Origin of the sequence: Actinoplanes sp. NPDC051494 (assembly GCF_044454705.1) — a bacterium.
Lineage (GTDB): Bacteria > Actinomycetota > Actinomycetes > Mycobacteriales > Micromonosporaceae > Actinoplanes.
On record NZ_JBITDZ010000012.1, the window covers coordinates 138,594 to 153,013 of the forward strand.

General features: G+C 71.4%; 15 protein-coding genes. 4 read left to right on the top strand and 11 right to left on the bottom strand.

Features of this window, described 5'->3' with window-relative positions:
• Positions 1-18: 18 nt before the first annotated feature.
• Genes ACIA6A_RS33585 through aspS form a run of 4 tightly spaced genes read right to left on the bottom strand, consistent with a single transcriptional unit; the run spans position 19 to position 3,450 of the window.
• A complete protein-coding gene (locus ACIA6A_RS33585) occupies positions 19-390 on the bottom strand; it encodes a hypothetical protein (RefSeq protein WP_396101996.1) in 372 nt (123 codons plus the stop codon).
• A gap of 32 nt (positions 391-422) precedes the next feature.
• Positions 423-788, bottom strand: a complete 366-nt coding sequence (locus ACIA6A_RS33590) for a hypothetical protein (protein WP_396101997.1) — start codon at positions 786-788, stop codon at positions 423-425.
• A gap of 47 nt (positions 789-835) precedes the next feature.
• The gene (locus ACIA6A_RS33595; protein ID WP_396101998.1) at positions 836-1,648 is read right to left on the bottom strand and encodes an SDR family oxidoreductase; all 813 of its coding nucleotides are present in this window, start codon (positions 1,646-1,648) and stop codon (positions 836-838) included.
• Entirely contained in the window at positions 1,648-3,450 is a 1,803-nt protein-coding gene (aspS, locus tag ACIA6A_RS33600; RefSeq protein ID WP_396101999.1) for an aspartate--tRNA ligase, read from the bottom strand. Before aspS ends, ACIA6A_RS33595 begins: the two co-directional genes overlap by 1 nt.
• A 135-nt stretch (positions 3,451-3,585) precedes the next feature.
• On the opposite strand from aspS, the gene ACIA6A_RS33605 reads away from it, so the two are divergent.
• Positions 3,586-4,599, top strand: a complete 1,014-nt coding sequence (locus ACIA6A_RS33605) for an AsnC family transcriptional regulator (protein ID WP_396102000.1) — start codon at positions 3,586-3,588, stop codon at positions 4,597-4,599.
• A 19-nt stretch (positions 4,600-4,618) separates the two neighbouring features.
• On the opposite strand, the gene ACIA6A_RS33610 is transcribed toward ACIA6A_RS33605, so the two are convergent.
• From ACIA6A_RS33610 to ACIA6A_RS33635, 6 genes are all read right to left on the bottom strand, one after another.
• Positions 4,619-6,148, bottom strand: coding sequence for an MFS transporter (locus ACIA6A_RS33610; protein WP_396102001.1), 1,530 nt, complete (start codon positions 6,146-6,148; stop codon positions 4,619-4,621).
• 133 nt (positions 6,149-6,281) lie between these two features.
• On the bottom strand, positions 6,282-7,067 hold the full coding sequence (locus ACIA6A_RS33615; protein ID WP_396102002.1) for a hypothetical protein: 786 nt from the start codon (positions 7,065-7,067) through the stop codon (positions 6,282-6,284).
• A gap of 44 nt (positions 7,068-7,111) precedes the next feature.
• The gene (locus ACIA6A_RS33620; protein ID WP_396102003.1) at positions 7,112-7,831 is read right to left on the bottom strand and encodes a 2-phosphosulfolactate phosphatase; all 720 of its coding nucleotides are present in this window, start codon (positions 7,829-7,831) and stop codon (positions 7,112-7,114) included.
• Positions 7,828-8,811: a hypothetical protein gene (locus tag ACIA6A_RS33625; protein WP_396102004.1), complete on the bottom strand. Its 984-nt coding sequence runs from the start codon at positions 8,809-8,811 to the stop codon at positions 7,828-7,830. The genes ACIA6A_RS33620 and ACIA6A_RS33625 overlap by 4 nt, the downstream gene beginning before the upstream one ends.
• On the bottom strand, positions 8,801-9,181 hold the full coding sequence (locus ACIA6A_RS33630; protein ID WP_396102005.1) for a hypothetical protein: 381 nt from the start codon (positions 9,179-9,181) through the stop codon (positions 8,801-8,803). Before ACIA6A_RS33630 ends, ACIA6A_RS33625 begins: the two co-directional genes overlap by 11 nt.
• 44 nt (positions 9,182-9,225) lie before the next feature.
• On the bottom strand, positions 9,226-9,663 hold the full coding sequence (locus ACIA6A_RS33635) for a hemerythrin domain-containing protein (RefSeq protein ID WP_396102006.1): 438 nt from the start codon (positions 9,661-9,663) through the stop codon (positions 9,226-9,228).
• 75 nt (positions 9,664-9,738) lie between these two features.
• Between ACIA6A_RS33635 and ACIA6A_RS33640 the strand changes: the two genes are divergently transcribed.
• The gene (locus ACIA6A_RS33640; protein WP_396102007.1) at positions 9,739-10,221 is read left to right on the top strand and encodes a tetratricopeptide repeat protein; all 483 of its coding nucleotides are present in this window, start codon (positions 9,739-9,741) and stop codon (positions 10,219-10,221) included.
• Positions 10,222-10,694: 473 nt separating this feature from the next.
• On the opposite strand, the gene ACIA6A_RS33645 is transcribed toward ACIA6A_RS33640, so the two are convergent.
• The gene (locus ACIA6A_RS33645) at positions 10,695-11,837 is read right to left on the bottom strand and encodes an alanine racemase (RefSeq protein WP_396102008.1); all 1,143 of its coding nucleotides are present in this window, start codon (positions 11,835-11,837) and stop codon (positions 10,695-10,697) included.
• 75 nt (positions 11,838-11,912) lie between these two features.
• Between ACIA6A_RS33645 and ACIA6A_RS33650 the strand changes: the two genes are divergently transcribed.
• Both ACIA6A_RS33650 and ACIA6A_RS33655 read left to right on the top strand, forming a co-directional pair.
• Complete coding sequence (locus tag ACIA6A_RS33650; protein WP_396102009.1) at positions 11,913-13,199, top strand: transcriptional regulator; 1,287 nt, start codon at positions 11,913-11,915, stop codon at positions 13,197-13,199.
• Positions 13,196-14,401, top strand: a complete 1,206-nt coding sequence (locus ACIA6A_RS33655; RefSeq protein WP_396102010.1) for an amidohydrolase family protein — start codon at positions 13,196-13,198, stop codon at positions 14,399-14,401. Before ACIA6A_RS33650 ends, ACIA6A_RS33655 begins: the two co-directional genes overlap by 4 nt.
• Positions 14,402-14,420: the final 19 nt, after the last annotated feature.

Genomic DNA, 14,420 nt, shown 5'->3' on the forward strand with positions numbered 1-14,420 from the left:
CGCAGCTCTTTCTGCGGCTCACCGATGAGAATGGACGGGGATTCCCGTACGGCCTTGAGCAGCTCGGCGTTCCCCGGCCCGCAGGTCGGCGGTCACCGTCAGCGCACCGACCGCACCGGGGATCTTCAGCCCACCGGTCATCATTCCCGTCGAGATCAGCTGCGTGGCCAGGGCCTGGGTACGTGTGGTCGGCTCGGCCAGCTCCTTGCGACTCAACGCGGGCACCACCTCGATGCCCAGCTGCCGGCCGAGTTTGAGGCAGGCGAAGCGCACCAGAGCGTCGAAGCGACCGGCGATCTCCACGGCTTTCGTGTCGCCGGTGCGCAGCGTCCCGGCGTTGATCGCCTCCCGTACGGGCACCCATGCCGGGCCCATGTCCTCGAATTCCATCGCTCCGGACCGTGGATGTTCGAGGTAGCGGATCAGCTCCCCGAGAATCCAGGCTTGGTCCGTTCCTTGGCGACGTCGAGATAACGCTCGAGCTGCTCGGTCTCCAGCTCGTTGCCGGCGGTCTTGACCTCGACCAGCGCCGTCCACTGCCGCTGACCACGAACGACCCGGATCAGACCGTCCGGGAAGCACGGCTTTTCGCCGTGTTTGAAGGGCACCTCGATGAAGGTCTGCAGGGAACCGGCGGGCGCGCCCAACGGCTGAACGATCGCCCGGCCGAACTCGCGCACCGAACTCATCACCGCACGACAGCTGTCCGAAAAGTAACGCATCAGCAGACTGGAAAGCGGTCTGAGACGTCCGACGAGCAACCATGAATAGAAGGCCTCGCGACCCATGTCCCAGGACCGTTGGAAGGACCGGTTCCGCCTGAAACCCGACCGGCCTACGAAGTGCGCAGGGCCTCGTCGACCGCTCGGAGCGGTGTCTTGAGCAGGGAGACCGCGAGACCGCTGTCGAGGCGGACGTCGGCCGGGCTGGTGGCCAGGCCGCCCTCGGCGATGGTGCAGGTACGGATCGCCGCCGGGTCGAGGCCGTGGGCGGCGGCGATGCGGCGGCCGAGGTCGGCCCGGCTCATGGCCTCGGGGCCGGCCACGTTGATCAGGCCGACGTATTCCAAGGCTGCCAGTTCGAGGGCGGCCGACGCGAGGTCGGTGGCGTCGACGGGGCAGCGGATCTGGTCGGTGAAGAGGGCGCCCGGTTTTTCGCCGCGGGCGAAGGCGAGGGCCAGCTCGACCTGTTTGCTGCGGGTGTCGCCGATGATCAGGGAGGTGCGGATCAGGATCGCGGACGGGTCGATGGCGGTCACCGCTGTCTCCGCCGCCGCCTTGGCCGCGCCGTACATGTTGACCGGTGTCGGGGTGTCGTGGTCCACGTAGGGCGTGGGGCGGCCGGCGTGGACCGCGTCCGTGGAGATGTGGACCAGCAGGCCACCGACCGCGGCCGTGGCGAGGGCCACGATGGCGGCTCCGTCGGCGCAGGTGGCCCAGTCGGTGGCGCGGTAGGCCGTGTTCACGACCAGGTCCGGGGAGACGTTCTTGATCAGCCGGTGGACGGCTCCGTTGTCGCGGATGTCCAGGGGCCGCCAGCCGCCGGTCGCCGTGGTGGCGGTGCCCACGACGTCGTGGCCGGCCGCCGACGCGAGCCGGGCCACCTCGGAGCCGAGGTGGCCGCTCGCGCCGACGACCAGCGTACGCATCAGTTCGAGGGCTGGACCGGGGCGGCCACGCCGTCCGTGCCAGGCGCCGGCTGCGGGGCCTTGGGCTTGGCGTCGATGCCGGCCTCGGTGCGCTGCTGGGCCGTGATCGGGGTCGGCGCCGTGGTCAGCGGGTCGTAACCGCCGCGGGTCTTCGGGAACGCGATGACCTCGCGGATCGACTCGTTGCCGGACAGCAGCATGCAGGTGCGGTCCCAGCCGAGCGCGATGCCGGCGTGCGGCGGGGGGCCGTACTTGAACGCCTCGAGCAGGAAGCCAAACTTGTCCTCGGCTTCCTCCGGGGTGATGCCGAGCAGGTCGAAGACCCGGCTCTGCACGTCGCCGCGGTGGATACGGACCGAGCCGCCGCCGATCTCGTTGCCGTTGACCACGATGTCGTAGGCGTAGGCGAGCGCCTTGTCGGGCGCTTCCTCGAACCGGCCCTCCCACTCCTCGTTGGGCGAGGTGAAGGGGTGGTGCACGGCCGTCCAGCCGCCATCATCGGTCTTCTCGAACATGGGGGCGTCGACGACCCAGCAGAACGCCCAGGTGGACTCGTCGATCAGGCCGGAGCGCTTGGCGATCTCGATACGGGCGGCGCCGAGCAGCTCCTGGGCCTCACGGCGCTCGGTCGCGGCGGCGAAGAAGATCGCGTCGCCCGGCTTCGCGCCGACCGCGTCCGCCAACCCGGACAGATGCTCAGCCGACAGGTTCTTCGCGACCGGTCCGCGCGGCTCGCCGGTTGACTCGTCGAGGACCACGTAGGCCAGGCCGCGGGCGCCGCGCGCCTTGGCCCAGTCCTGCCAGCCGTCGAGCTCCTTGCGGGTCTGCGACGCGCCGCCGGGCATCACCACGGCGCCGACATAGCCACCGTTGTCGATCGCGCCCGCGAACACGCGGAACGACGTGCCACTGAGGTACGACGTCAACTCGGTCAGCTCCACGCCGTACCGAAGGTCGGGCTTGTCGCTTCCGTAGCGGTTCATCGCGTCGGTCCAGGTGATCCGCGGGATCGGGGTCTGGACCTGGTAGCCGGCGAGCTCGCCCCAGAGCTTGACGACGAGCTCCTCGCCGAGCTCGATGATGTCCTCCTGGGTGACGAAGGACATCTCGATGTCGAGCTGGGTGAACTCGGGCTGCCGGTCGGCGCGGAAGTCCTCGTCGCGGTAGCAGCGCGCGATCTGGTAGTAGCGCTCCATGCCGGCGACCATCAGCAGCTGCTTGAACAGCTGCGGGGACTGCGGCAGGGCGTACCAGGTGCCGGGCTGCAGGCGGACCGGGACCAGGAAGTCGCGGGCGCCCTCGGGCGTCGACCGGGTCAGGGTCGGCGTCTCGATCTCGTTGAAGTCGCGGGCGTGCAGCACCTCGCGGGCGATCTGGTTGGCCCGGCTGCGCAGCTTGAGCGCGTTGGCCGGGCCGGAACGCCGCAGGTCGAGGTAGCGGTACTTGAGGCGCAGGTCGTCCGACGCGGTGATGGTGTCGTCGACCGGCAGCGGCAGCGGGGCGGCCTCGGAGAGCACGACCAGCTCGCTGGCGGTCACCTCGATCTCGCCGGTGAGCAGCTCCGGGTTCGCGTTGCCCTCGGGGCGGGTGGAGACCTCGCCGGTCACCTTGACGCAGAACTCGTTGCGCAGCGCGTGGGCGTCCTCCTCGCGGAAGACCACCTGCACCACCCCGGAGGCGTCACGGAGGTCGACGAAGATAACGCCGCCGTGGTCGCGCCGGCGGGCAACCCACCCGGCGAGCGTCACCGTCTGGCCGGCGTGTTCCGCCCGGAGGCTGCCGGCTTCATGGGTACGGATCACGGAAAGCTCTCCTCAACAATGGGTCACAGTGCGCGCCCTCATTCTGTCAGGCGCACCCCTCACCCGCCGTCACCGGCCCGCCTGCCCGGCCGTCAGCAGCGCGACCCCGGAGCAGAACGCCGGTAGGATCCGCTCGTGTCGGCCCTTACTCCCACCGGATCCGCCGTGATCGACCGGCTGGACCGCCGGATCCTCCACGCGCTCGAACTCTCGCCCCGGGTGCCGTTCGCCCGGCTGGCCGCGGTGCTCGGCGTCTCCGAACAGACCGCCGCCCGGCGCTACCAGCGGATGCGCACCCACGGGATCATCCGCGTCTTCGGCATCGCCGACCACAGCCGCATCCCCGGCTCCAGCATGTGGAACCTGCGGCTGGGCTGCCGGCCGGGCACCGCCCTGGCGACCGCGGAGACGCTGGCCCGGCGCACCGACACCAGCTGGATCTCCACCTCGGCCGGCGGCACCGAGGTCACCTGCATGGCGTGGGAGACCCCGGACCGGCCCGGGCTGCTGCACCACCTGCCCAAGGCGGCCAACGTCGTGTCGATGAGCGCGCAGCAGATCCTGCACCGGTTCGTCGGGCGCGGCGAGGCGGACTGGGTCGCGGGCGAGGACCGGCTCGGCGAGGACGAGCGCCGCGAGCTGCTCCTCGACGCTCCCGCCGCACTCACCGAGGGCACCCCGCTGCAGGACGGGGACCAGCCGTTGTTCGCCGCGCTCGCGCACGACGGCCGGGCGAGTTTCGCGGCGCTGGCCGCGGCGACCGGCTGGACCCAGCGGCGGGTGGCGGGCCGGCTCGGCGCGCTGACCGCGTCCGGGGTGCTGCGCTTCGACATCGACACCGCGGTGACCGCGCTGGGCTTCCGGGCGGTGGCCGGGCTGTGGTTCACGGTCGCCCCGGCGGACCTGGCCTCGGTCGGCGCCCGGCTGGCGGACCACCAGCAGCTGCCCTGGGCGGCGGCGATCACCGGCTCGGCCAACATCGTGGCGACAGCCCTGTGTACGGACGCCGCGGCGCTGTACCGCTATCTGACCACCGAGGTCGCGGCGATCTCCGAGGTGCGCACCTGCGAGGTGGTTCCCCGGCTCAACCGGGTCAAGCAGGCGATCTCGCTGGTCGACGGCGGGATCCTGCGGGGACCGGTCGCCTGAGCGCCGGCCCCCGCAGGTCCTATGCCGCGACCGTGGACCGGTCGTCCGAGGGCTGCTCCACGCCGGGAGCAGCCGGGCGGACGGGCCGGACCATGATCAGGACCGCGATGCCACCGAGGAGCCCGGCCGCGGCCGCCACCAGGAACGCAGCGTCGAGACCCGCGATCGCCGCACCCCGCAACGCCGTGTCCGCCGCCGACCGCGCGGCCTGCGGCACCGCCTCGAGGATCCGGCCGGCCTGACCGGCGGCGAGCCCGTGCGCGGTGCCGGCCGGGTCGGGGACGCCCCGCTCATTGAGGTGGTCCTCGGCCCGGGACGCGAAGACCGTACCCAGGACGGCGATGCCGATCGCGAAGCCGAGCTGCCGCGCGGTGTTGATCGCCCCGGCCGCCATCCCGCCGCGGTCGCGCGGCACCAGCGCCATCGCCGACTCGGCGAGCGTGGGCATCACCAGGCCGACGCCGAGGCCGATGACCGCGTACCCGGCGACCAGTGCGGGCCAGCTCGAATCCGGTCCGAGCAGCAGCGCGCAGAGCGCCGAACCCACCCCGATCAGGAGCATGCCGGCCCCGATGAGCAGGCGCGGCGAGCGGCCGTGCAGCTTGGCGCCGGCGATCCCCGAGACGACCACGGACACCAGCGACATCGGCAGACCGATGAGACCGGCCTTGATCGGCGAGAGACCGATGAGCGACTGCAACCAGATGGAGGTGTACGTGAAAGCGGCGAACGCGGCCACGTTGACCAGCAGGGCGGCGATGAGGATCCCGCTCAGCGACCGGTTGCGCAGCAGTCCCAGATCCAGCATGGGGTGCGCGCTGCGCCGTTCGACCAGCACGAACGCCACCAGGGCGACGGCGCTGAGCACGAGCAGGCCCCAGGTCGCGAACGCGGTCCAGCCCTCCTCGTTGGCCCGGATGACCGCCAGCGTCAGCGCGGACGCGGCCACGGTGAACGTGACGGTGCCGGCGACATCGAACCGGCCCTTCCTGTTGCCGTGGTCGGGGCGCAGCACGGTCAGCGACAGCACCACCGCCGCGATACTGATCGGCAGGTTGACCAGGAAGATCCAGCGCCAGTTCAGCCCCTCGGTGAGCAGGCCACCGAGGATCGGTCCGACCGCCGCCGCGGCACCGGAGACGCCACCCCAGACGCCGTACGCGACCCCGCGCTCACGACCCTGATAAGCACCGTTGAGCAGGGCGAACGTGGTGGTGAACATGGCCGCGGCACCGACGCCCTGCACCACCCGGGCGGCGATCAGCATGCCGGAACCGGTGGCGAGCCCGCAGGCGAGCGAAGCCACCGCGAAGACCACCAGGCCGCCGATGTAGAGCCGCCGGTGCCCGGACAGGTCCCCGAGCGCGCCGGCCCCGAGCAACAACACAGCCAACGACAGCGCGTAGCCGTCGACGACCCACTGCAGCGCCGTGAACGACGTGTGCAGATCCACCGACATCTGCGGCAGCGCGACATTCACAATGGTGACGTCGATGAGCAGCATGAAGGTGCCGAGGCAGACCGTGAGAAGCGGCCACCACTTACGCATCGCATTTCTCCTGACTTAGTGTGACCACCTCACGATCACCCACCGGCCCACCAAGCACCAGCCAAGACCCGCACAGCGTCGCTTTCCGCCACGATTCACCCGACCGGGGCACACGATCCGCCGTACAGCCTGCTCATTGCTCGCCGTCCTTCCGGAGCAGGCCGGGATCGGCCTCGTCGGCCGCCGGTGGGGGCTTGATCGGGAACTGCCGGCCGTGGAACGTGAAGAGGGTCTTGAGCCGCAGCCGGCTGCCGTCGCCGGGGCGGACCATCACGTCGATGGTCTCGACCTCGCCGGCGTCGCCGGTGATCAGCGTGAAGACGCCGGTCCCGCCGACGACGGGCGCGCCGAGGGGCAGGAAGTGGCCGGCCGGGTCCGGGCCGGGGTCGAACGTGCCCCGGTACTGGTGGCCGGCCTTGTCCATCACCGTGCGCACGGCGGCGGTGAAGCGGTCGATGCCGGTCGGGTCGTCCCGGTCGATCGAGTACAGGATGGTGTCCGGCGGCACGCGGTCGAGGTCGATGTGGGATGCCGGCCCGTACTCCCCCTGCGGTGGTTGGTCGCTCAGGTAGAAGTCGTTGCCGATCACGGTCTGCGCCGAACCCTTCCAGGTCTTCGCGTAGGCGCCCTCGATCGACAGGTTCCGGTAGAAGTTCCTGGTGCCGGGGTCGTAGAAGCCGCTGGTCCGGATCTCGCCGTGGATGTCCGGGGCCTGACCCGCGAAGTTCCCGGGTACGTCGCCGGCGGCACCCCAGCTGAAGGGCGAGTTCCTGGTCCGGTCGAGCGCGGTCCGCACCTCGGCGAGGTAGGAGGCGGACGGGTCCGGGGCAGGGGCCGGGGCGGCGTCACCGTCGCATGCTGCGGCGGCCAGGAGGACGCCGAGCAGGGTGAGCGTGGATGACATGCGGAAGGTGGGCACGGGCCGGAAGCATAGATGAGCGACCGGTCCACACCGGAGGGTGATCAGGAACCGTGGTACCAGCCGTCGGTCAGGACCGGGACCGCGGTGGTCGCGCCTTCCTCGGCGGCCACGTCGACGTCCTGGGGGAAGCCGTGGTCGCGCAACTCGATGCCGCTGACGCAGGCTCGCAGGGCCTCGCCGACGTTGCCGGACACCTTTTCGTAGGCGGCCAGCGCGGATTCCGCTTCCGGCGAGAGGTCGGCCGCTCCTCCCCGTACCCAATGGTGGAAGAAGGACCCGGCACCCCAGAGGTCCTCGACCGCGGGGCGCAACGAACCGTCCGGCCATCGTTCTCCGGACGCGATCACCGCGACCGTCCCACCATCGCCCAGTCTGGTGCGGGTCCAGGCCGCGGCGGCGGCCGCGTTGCGCAGCGAGACCCCGATGACGGTCGCGTCGTAGCCGGCCAGCAGGGCCGAGATGGTGGCACCGTTCGGGGACGGCAGCACCAGGCGTTCGATGCCCACGCTGGTGCGGATGGTCGCGGGCGACAGGCTCACCGGGCCGGGCTGGGTGCGGCCCACCGCGAGGGTCGCGTTGTTGTCGCGGGCGAATCGTGCCGCGGTGCCGTCGCGCCAGGGGTAGGGGCGTACCGCGATGCCGCGTTCGACCGCGACCGTCAGGGCCGTGGTGAACGACAGGACGTCGACGACGGCGATGACCGTCGCGGCCGGGGCGAGGGAACGCGCCCCGGCGGGCCCCCAGTCGAATGTGCCTCTCATCCGTCCAATTCTCGCAGGGCGGCCCGGATCGCGGTGTACCGCTCGGACTGGTAGCGGCCGGCCGGCGGGTCGCCCAGGGCGAGCACCGCGTGGGTCACCCGGAACGTGATCCGGTAGAGCACCACCTGGGTGGCCACGTCGCGCCATTGTGCCGATCGGGTCGCGCTGGGGCGGTGGCCCAGTTCGGTGATCGTGAACCAGGCCGGGAACAGCGCGTGGGTCTCGACCGCGATGTCCACCTTGCGGCGCAGGTGTGCGGTCAGGTCGGTGATGGCGTCGGCACCGCGCTGGCTCGCGAACGCTTCCCGCAGTTCGGCGTCGCGGCGCAGGGCGCTGTCGGCGTCGGCGTAACCGGGGGCTTCCCGGTCCAGGTCGCGTTCCCGGCTCCGGAACTGTCCCCAGTGGAGGCGATAGGCGGCCGCGGCCGTCCGGAAGGCGCGGCTGCCGGCCTTCGCCCGGGCCAGTTCACCGCTGGCATCGAGCGCCCGGTTCCGGCTCTGTGCTCCGAGGCGTTTCAATTCCGCGTACGCCGTGAGCACCGCCTCGCACTTGCCCCGTCCCCGCTCGTCGAGCATCCCGGCGCGGATCTGTTCGACGGCGCGTACCTGGGCGACGAGTTTGGTCAGTTCGGTCGCGACCGCGTCCAGGTCGACGGGCTGCACGCCGTGTTCGAGGCGCAGCCGGCCCTCGATGAGGTGGATCTCGCCGGTCAGCCGGGCGATGGCCTGCCGCGCGCCGCGGAGTTCCCCGTCGGTCTGCCGGCGCATCTCGTCGTAGGCGTCGACGATCCCGGCGACCCGGGCCTCGCCCTGGTCGAGGCGCTCGGCCAGGTCGACGACCCGCTGTTCGGAGGCGGCGGTGGCCTGTTTGAAGTCGTCGTCCAGTTGCCGGCGCAAGGTGTTCATCCGGCGCTGGAACTCGTTGCGCAGGGCCTCGGCGGTGCGGGCCAGGTCGCTGTGGGTCTCGGTGCTACTGCTCATCACCATTCACCTCCTCGGGCTCCGCCGGGGCCCGCCGCTTTCCGGGCCGGGCGGTCAGCCACAGCGTGACGCCCGCGACCAACAGTGCCGCGGCGATGATCAGGGCGTAGCCAGCGATGATCCGGAGCACCGCCGGCACGCCGGTCCCGAGAGCCAGCAGGACCAGCAGCAGCGCCGCGAGCCGGCGCCGCCGCGCGGCCCGGGCGGCGGTCTCGTCGAGGACGGTGATCAGGTCGTTGGTCGCGTCGAAGACCCGCCACAACAGGTCGTGGTACCGGTCGGTGTCGGTTTCTTCCCGGCCGAGCGCCTCGTGCCGGGCGGACAGTTCCTGCTGCCGTTCGACAGTCCGGCCCCGAAGATCAGCACCCACATGTCCCCCGCAGTGACTCAAAGCGATATTCACAGCACTGAGTGCTACTGAAACTCTAAGGCCTCGGCGAACGGGGTCAATCCCACGGAAGTGTCCAGCGCGTTGAGGACCCCGGTCAGCCGTTTCTCCTCACCGATGAAGTGCGTTTCGAGCACCGCGGCGATCGCGTCCAGCTCCGCGCCGGTCGATTCCGGCAGCCGGGCCAGCATTCCGGCGATCACCTCATGGTCCCGCCGCAGACCGTCCAGAAAGGAGCGAAGCTCGGGATGCCGCTCCGCCAGCAGCGGAAAGACCTCCCGGTCCTCACCGGTGTGATGCCGGGTCACCGCGGTGCAGAAGGTCACGCACCGCGCGCCGAGCAGCCGGCCGGGAACGGCGCCCTCGCGCAGATCATCCAGCAGATCACGCAGATCCACATGCACTTCGACGAGCTGGGTCCCGTACGCGAGAAAGCGTGAATACTCATCGGAATAGGTGGCCAAGGGCTCATACCATCAGCCATTCATCGTCCTCGTCAACCCGGGTCCCCCGGACGTGCGTGTGCGAGGCTGGCGGACATGATCACGACCGAATGGGAAGAACGGCTCGCCGAGGCCTGGGCACGTCTGGACGACCTGCCCGAACCCGAATTCCTGATGCTCATCGAGAAGCTCGTCGAGGAGCTGGCGCCGGATCACCCGGTGGCGCTGTTCGAGCGGGCCTGCGCCCTCGACTCCACCGGGCACAGCGACCTGGCCGTGCCGCTGTACGAACGGGCGCTGGAGCGGGGCCTGCCCGGGATCCGCCGGCGCCGGGCCGCGATCCAGCTGGCCAGCTCGCTACGCAACGTGGGCGACGTGCCGCGCAGTATCGCCATCCTGGAACAGGAGCGCGAGGCCCCCTCCGACGAGCTCGACGACGCACTGGCCGCGGTGTACGCCCTGTCACTGACCGCGGGCGGCCGCGAGCGGGAGGCGGTCGCCGTCGCCCTGACCGCACTGGCCCCGCACCTACCCCGTTACCAGCGATCAACGGCCAATTACGCCCGGTTGCTGCGCTGAGGAGAACGCATCCGCGCGAGCTCGGCGAGCCGGTCCGGCAGCGACCGCGGGTTGCCGGGCGCGTCCGGGCGGGCATCCCACGGGCGGGGCCCCACACCGCCTCCGCGAACGCGCACAGCCGCGGGAACGTCATGCAGTCGACCCGCCGGGCCGATTCCATGCGCTCGGTCCAGACGTCGGCCTGCCCACCCAGGACGAGCGCGGGGTCGGCGCCCGGGCGGGACGGGGTCGAACGCGTACACGCCGGCCAGGGTGAGCAGGGTGCCGACCGGCGTCGGCTCGCCGGGGTCCGCGGACCGGCGGTAGTCCAGGTAGACCGAGGTGTCGGGGCAGGCGACGACCCACTCGTCCGGCGGGCATTCGTCGCCGCCGATGCCGATCAGCTCGGACGGGAAGATGTCGCAGAGGTGTTCGTAAGTGGTTCGCTGTCTGGGTGCCCCTCAGAGTGCGGTCCCGATCGTTGAATCCAGATGTCAAAAATAGGTATGCAAGACATCCACCACCACATCGGATTCGTCGGCTACCGGGATGAAACGCCACTTGTCGAATGCGGTGCAGGGGTGCGACAGACCGAATCGGACCAGGTCACCGACGTGCAGCGAGCTGCTGCGCACGTACGTGTGGTGGTCGTTGAGCTTGACCACCTCGCCGGCGCCGGTGACCGGCAGCCCCTCGTCGAACGGCGCGTCCCGTTTGCCCATGCCGACGATCGCGAGCCCCGGCTCCGGGGTGGACAGCACCTGTGCGTGGATCTCCAGCGCCGACGTCAACGATCCCTCGGCGGCGACCCGGTTGAACGGCGTCCGCTCCCGGTAGAAACCGTCGTCGTGGGTGACCGACGCGCCGCTGCGCAGCACCGTGCGCACGGTGTGCCCGTCGAGCCGGAACCCCTCGAACGCCGTGATCACCCGGTCGAACCAGGCGCTGCCACCTGCGGAGACGATGACTTCCTCGGGCAGCAGATGGGCGATCGCGCGGGTGGCGGCGAGCTGCGTGGCCAGGAATTCGTCGACCGCATCCGCCGTCTGCAGCGCGCCCTCGTACGCGGTCACCCCGAGCACGGTCACGCCCGGTGCCGCGGCCTCGGCGACCGAGACGACCTCCTCGACGGTACGACAACCCGTGCGTCCCCCCGCGTGCCCGAGCTCGATCAGCACCGGCAGCCCACCCGCGGCCGCCACGGCCTCGACGCCGGCCACGGAGTCGACCTGCATGATCACGTCGTCCTGGGTCGCCAGCCAGCGCAGCGCGGTCGGGTCGAGGACCTGGTTGGCGATCAGGATCCGCGGCACACCGAGGCGGCGCAGCACCAGCGCCTGGCTCGCGGTCGCCACGGTCTGGGCCCACGCACCGGCTTCGAGCTGTGCGTTCAGCAGGCTCGGGGCCATCGACGTCTTGGCGTGCGGGGCGAACGAGAAGCCGTGCCGGCGGGCGTACTCCGCCATCGTGGCGATGTTCGCGCGCACCGCCGCATCCCGCACCACCAGCAGTGGCCAGGTGAACGATCCGTCGAACAGCGAGTGCCGCGCCGCCGCGAAGTCCCGTGCGCTCACCCGGCCCTCGGGCATCCAGAATCCTTTGGTGCGCCAGTCGATGAACTCATCGGGGATGTCCACAGCCGGTCTCCTCTTGACGGTCGCGTGCCTGGTGGGGAAGCTACTACGAACTACTTACGAACATGGGGGACCGCGATGGTGATCGGACTGGTGTGCCATGCCAGCCATCGTCCCCGGTTCGAGGAGGCCGCGCGCACGCTCACCGGCGTCACGTTCGCCTGGGCCGTCTACGAGCGCGAGGACCAGATCCGCGACCGGGTCGCCGGGCTGCTGCGCACCGCGACCCTCGACGGGCTGCTGCTCGGACTCGTCCCGTACGCCCGGTGCCGCGACCTGCTCCCCGCCGGCCTGCCGGTCAACGTCACCCGCTCGGCCGCACTCGACCTGGCCCTGGCCTGGTCCCGGGCCCGGGGCAACGGATGGCCGGCCACCCCGGTCAGCATCGACACGTTCACCCAGGAGACCGTCGACGAGGTCGCCACCGCGCTCGACCTGGACCGGAATTCGATCGCGTGCCTGCCGTTCGACCCCGAGCAGTCGGTCGCCGACGTGGTCGCGTTCCACCGGGACCGGGTCGCCGCGACCGGGGCGTCCTACGTGATCAGCGTCCGCACCGGGGTCGGCGCGGCGCTGGACGGGCGGGTCGCGGTGCTCAACGCGCTGGCCACCCCGGGCACGATCCGGGCCGACCTGCACGAGCTCGCTCTGCGCGTACGGACCAGGAAGGCCGACGGTCAGCGCTTCGCCGCCGGGGTCTTCCTGGTCGCCGAGCCGCAGGAGAGCCCGGACCTGGACCGGGCCCGGGTCGGTCTGCGGCATCTGCTGCTCGACACGCCCGAGTTCGCCGACGCCTGGATAGACAACCGCGGCCGGCGCGGGGTGGTCGTGTTCGCGCACGCCGCGCTGTTCGAGACCGTGACCCACCAGTGGGTCGGGCTCCCGGTGCTGGCCGAGGCCCGCGACACCCTCGGCGTACGCGCGGTGGCGGGTTTCGGCATCGGCGCGTCGGCGCGGCTCTGCGTGGCCCTGGCCGAACGCGCCGCCGCCCGGGCCGAGCAGGACGCCGATCCGGGGGCGTACCTGATCTCCGACAACGGCATGATGATCGGCCCGATGGGTGCGTCCGGGGTGCCGCTGTCCTATACCTACCGCGAGCACGGCGCCATCGAGGCGCTCGCCGCCCGGGTCGGGTTGAGCCCGGCGACGTTGTCCCGGCTCGCCGCGATCGAACGGGGCCTGGCCGACCGGCCGGTCTCCCCCAGCGAGCTGGCCCGGTCGCTGGGCATCACCGACCCGAGCGGGCGCCGCCTGATCCGCACCTTGAGCGGTGCGGGGCTGGCGGTCGGCGACGGCAGCTCGCAGGTGACCCGCAAGGGCCGGCCGACGCGGCTCTACCGCCTCGCGATCCGGGCCGCCCTGTGACCTACGACCTGGTCCTTTCCGGGGCGACCGTGCACGGCCACGGCGTCACCGACATAGCGGTCCACAACGGACGGATTGCTGCCCTCGGCCGTGATCTGGCGGGAAACAGACGAGATGTGACCGGCCGGCTGATCACACCGGGACTCGTCGACCTGCACACCCACGTCGGGCCCGGCTACTGGGGCATCGAACCCGACCCGATCGCCTGGTACACCGGCGTCACCACCTGGGTCGACGCCGGATCCGCCGGGGCCTACACGCTGGCCGGGCTACGCCGGGTCGTCCGCGACGCCCGGGTCCGCGTGCCGGCGCTGCTCAACATCTCCGCCGTCGGGCTCGCCGGGCGCACCGGCGAGAGCCGTGACCTGGGAAACTGCGACGTCGCCCTGGCCATCGACACCATCCAGGCCAACCGTGACCTGGTCCGCGGCGTCAAGGTCCGCATCGACCGGGAGACGGTCGGCGACAACAGCATCGAACCGCTGCGCCGCGGCCTGAGCGCGGCGGCCGCGTGCGACGTCCCGGTCATGGTCCACATAGGTACGGCCCCGCCCGCGCTCGACGACGTCCTCGACCTGCTGCGACCCGGCGACATCGTCACGCACTGCGCCAGCGGCATCGCCACCCCGCTGGGCCCGGCGGTCCGGGCCGCCTACGAACGCGGCGTGCTGCTCGACATCGGGCACGGCTCCGGCGGATTCGCGTTCGACGTGGCCGAGGCCCAGCTGGAGGCGGGGCTGCGGGCGTACACGATCTCCACCGACCTGCACGCCCGTTCGCTGCACGGCCCGGTGTTCGACCTGCCCACCACGATCGCGAAGCTGCTCGCCATCGGCCTGCCGCTCAGCGACGCGATCGACGCCGCGACCGTGCACCCGGCCCGCGCCCTCGGCCTGGACACCGGCGTCCTGACCGTCGGCGCCCCGGCCGACCTGGCCGTCTTCCGCCTCGACGAGGGCGACTTCGAGCTGGTGGACGCCCACCGCCAGGTCCGCCGCGGCGCGGTGCGCCTGACGAACGAGGCCACGTACGTCGCCGGCCGGCTCCTGGGCCCGTGCCTGCCCGCCGCGACGCCGCCTTGGGTCCCGCTCACCGACATCCAGCGGACCTCCCTGGCCCGCCGCGACGCCGCCATCCGTGCCCTGCTGGCCGAGCCCCTGGTGGGCCCGGACGGACTGGCCGAACAATTCCCGCGATCCTGATTCCCATCAAGGAGTTCCC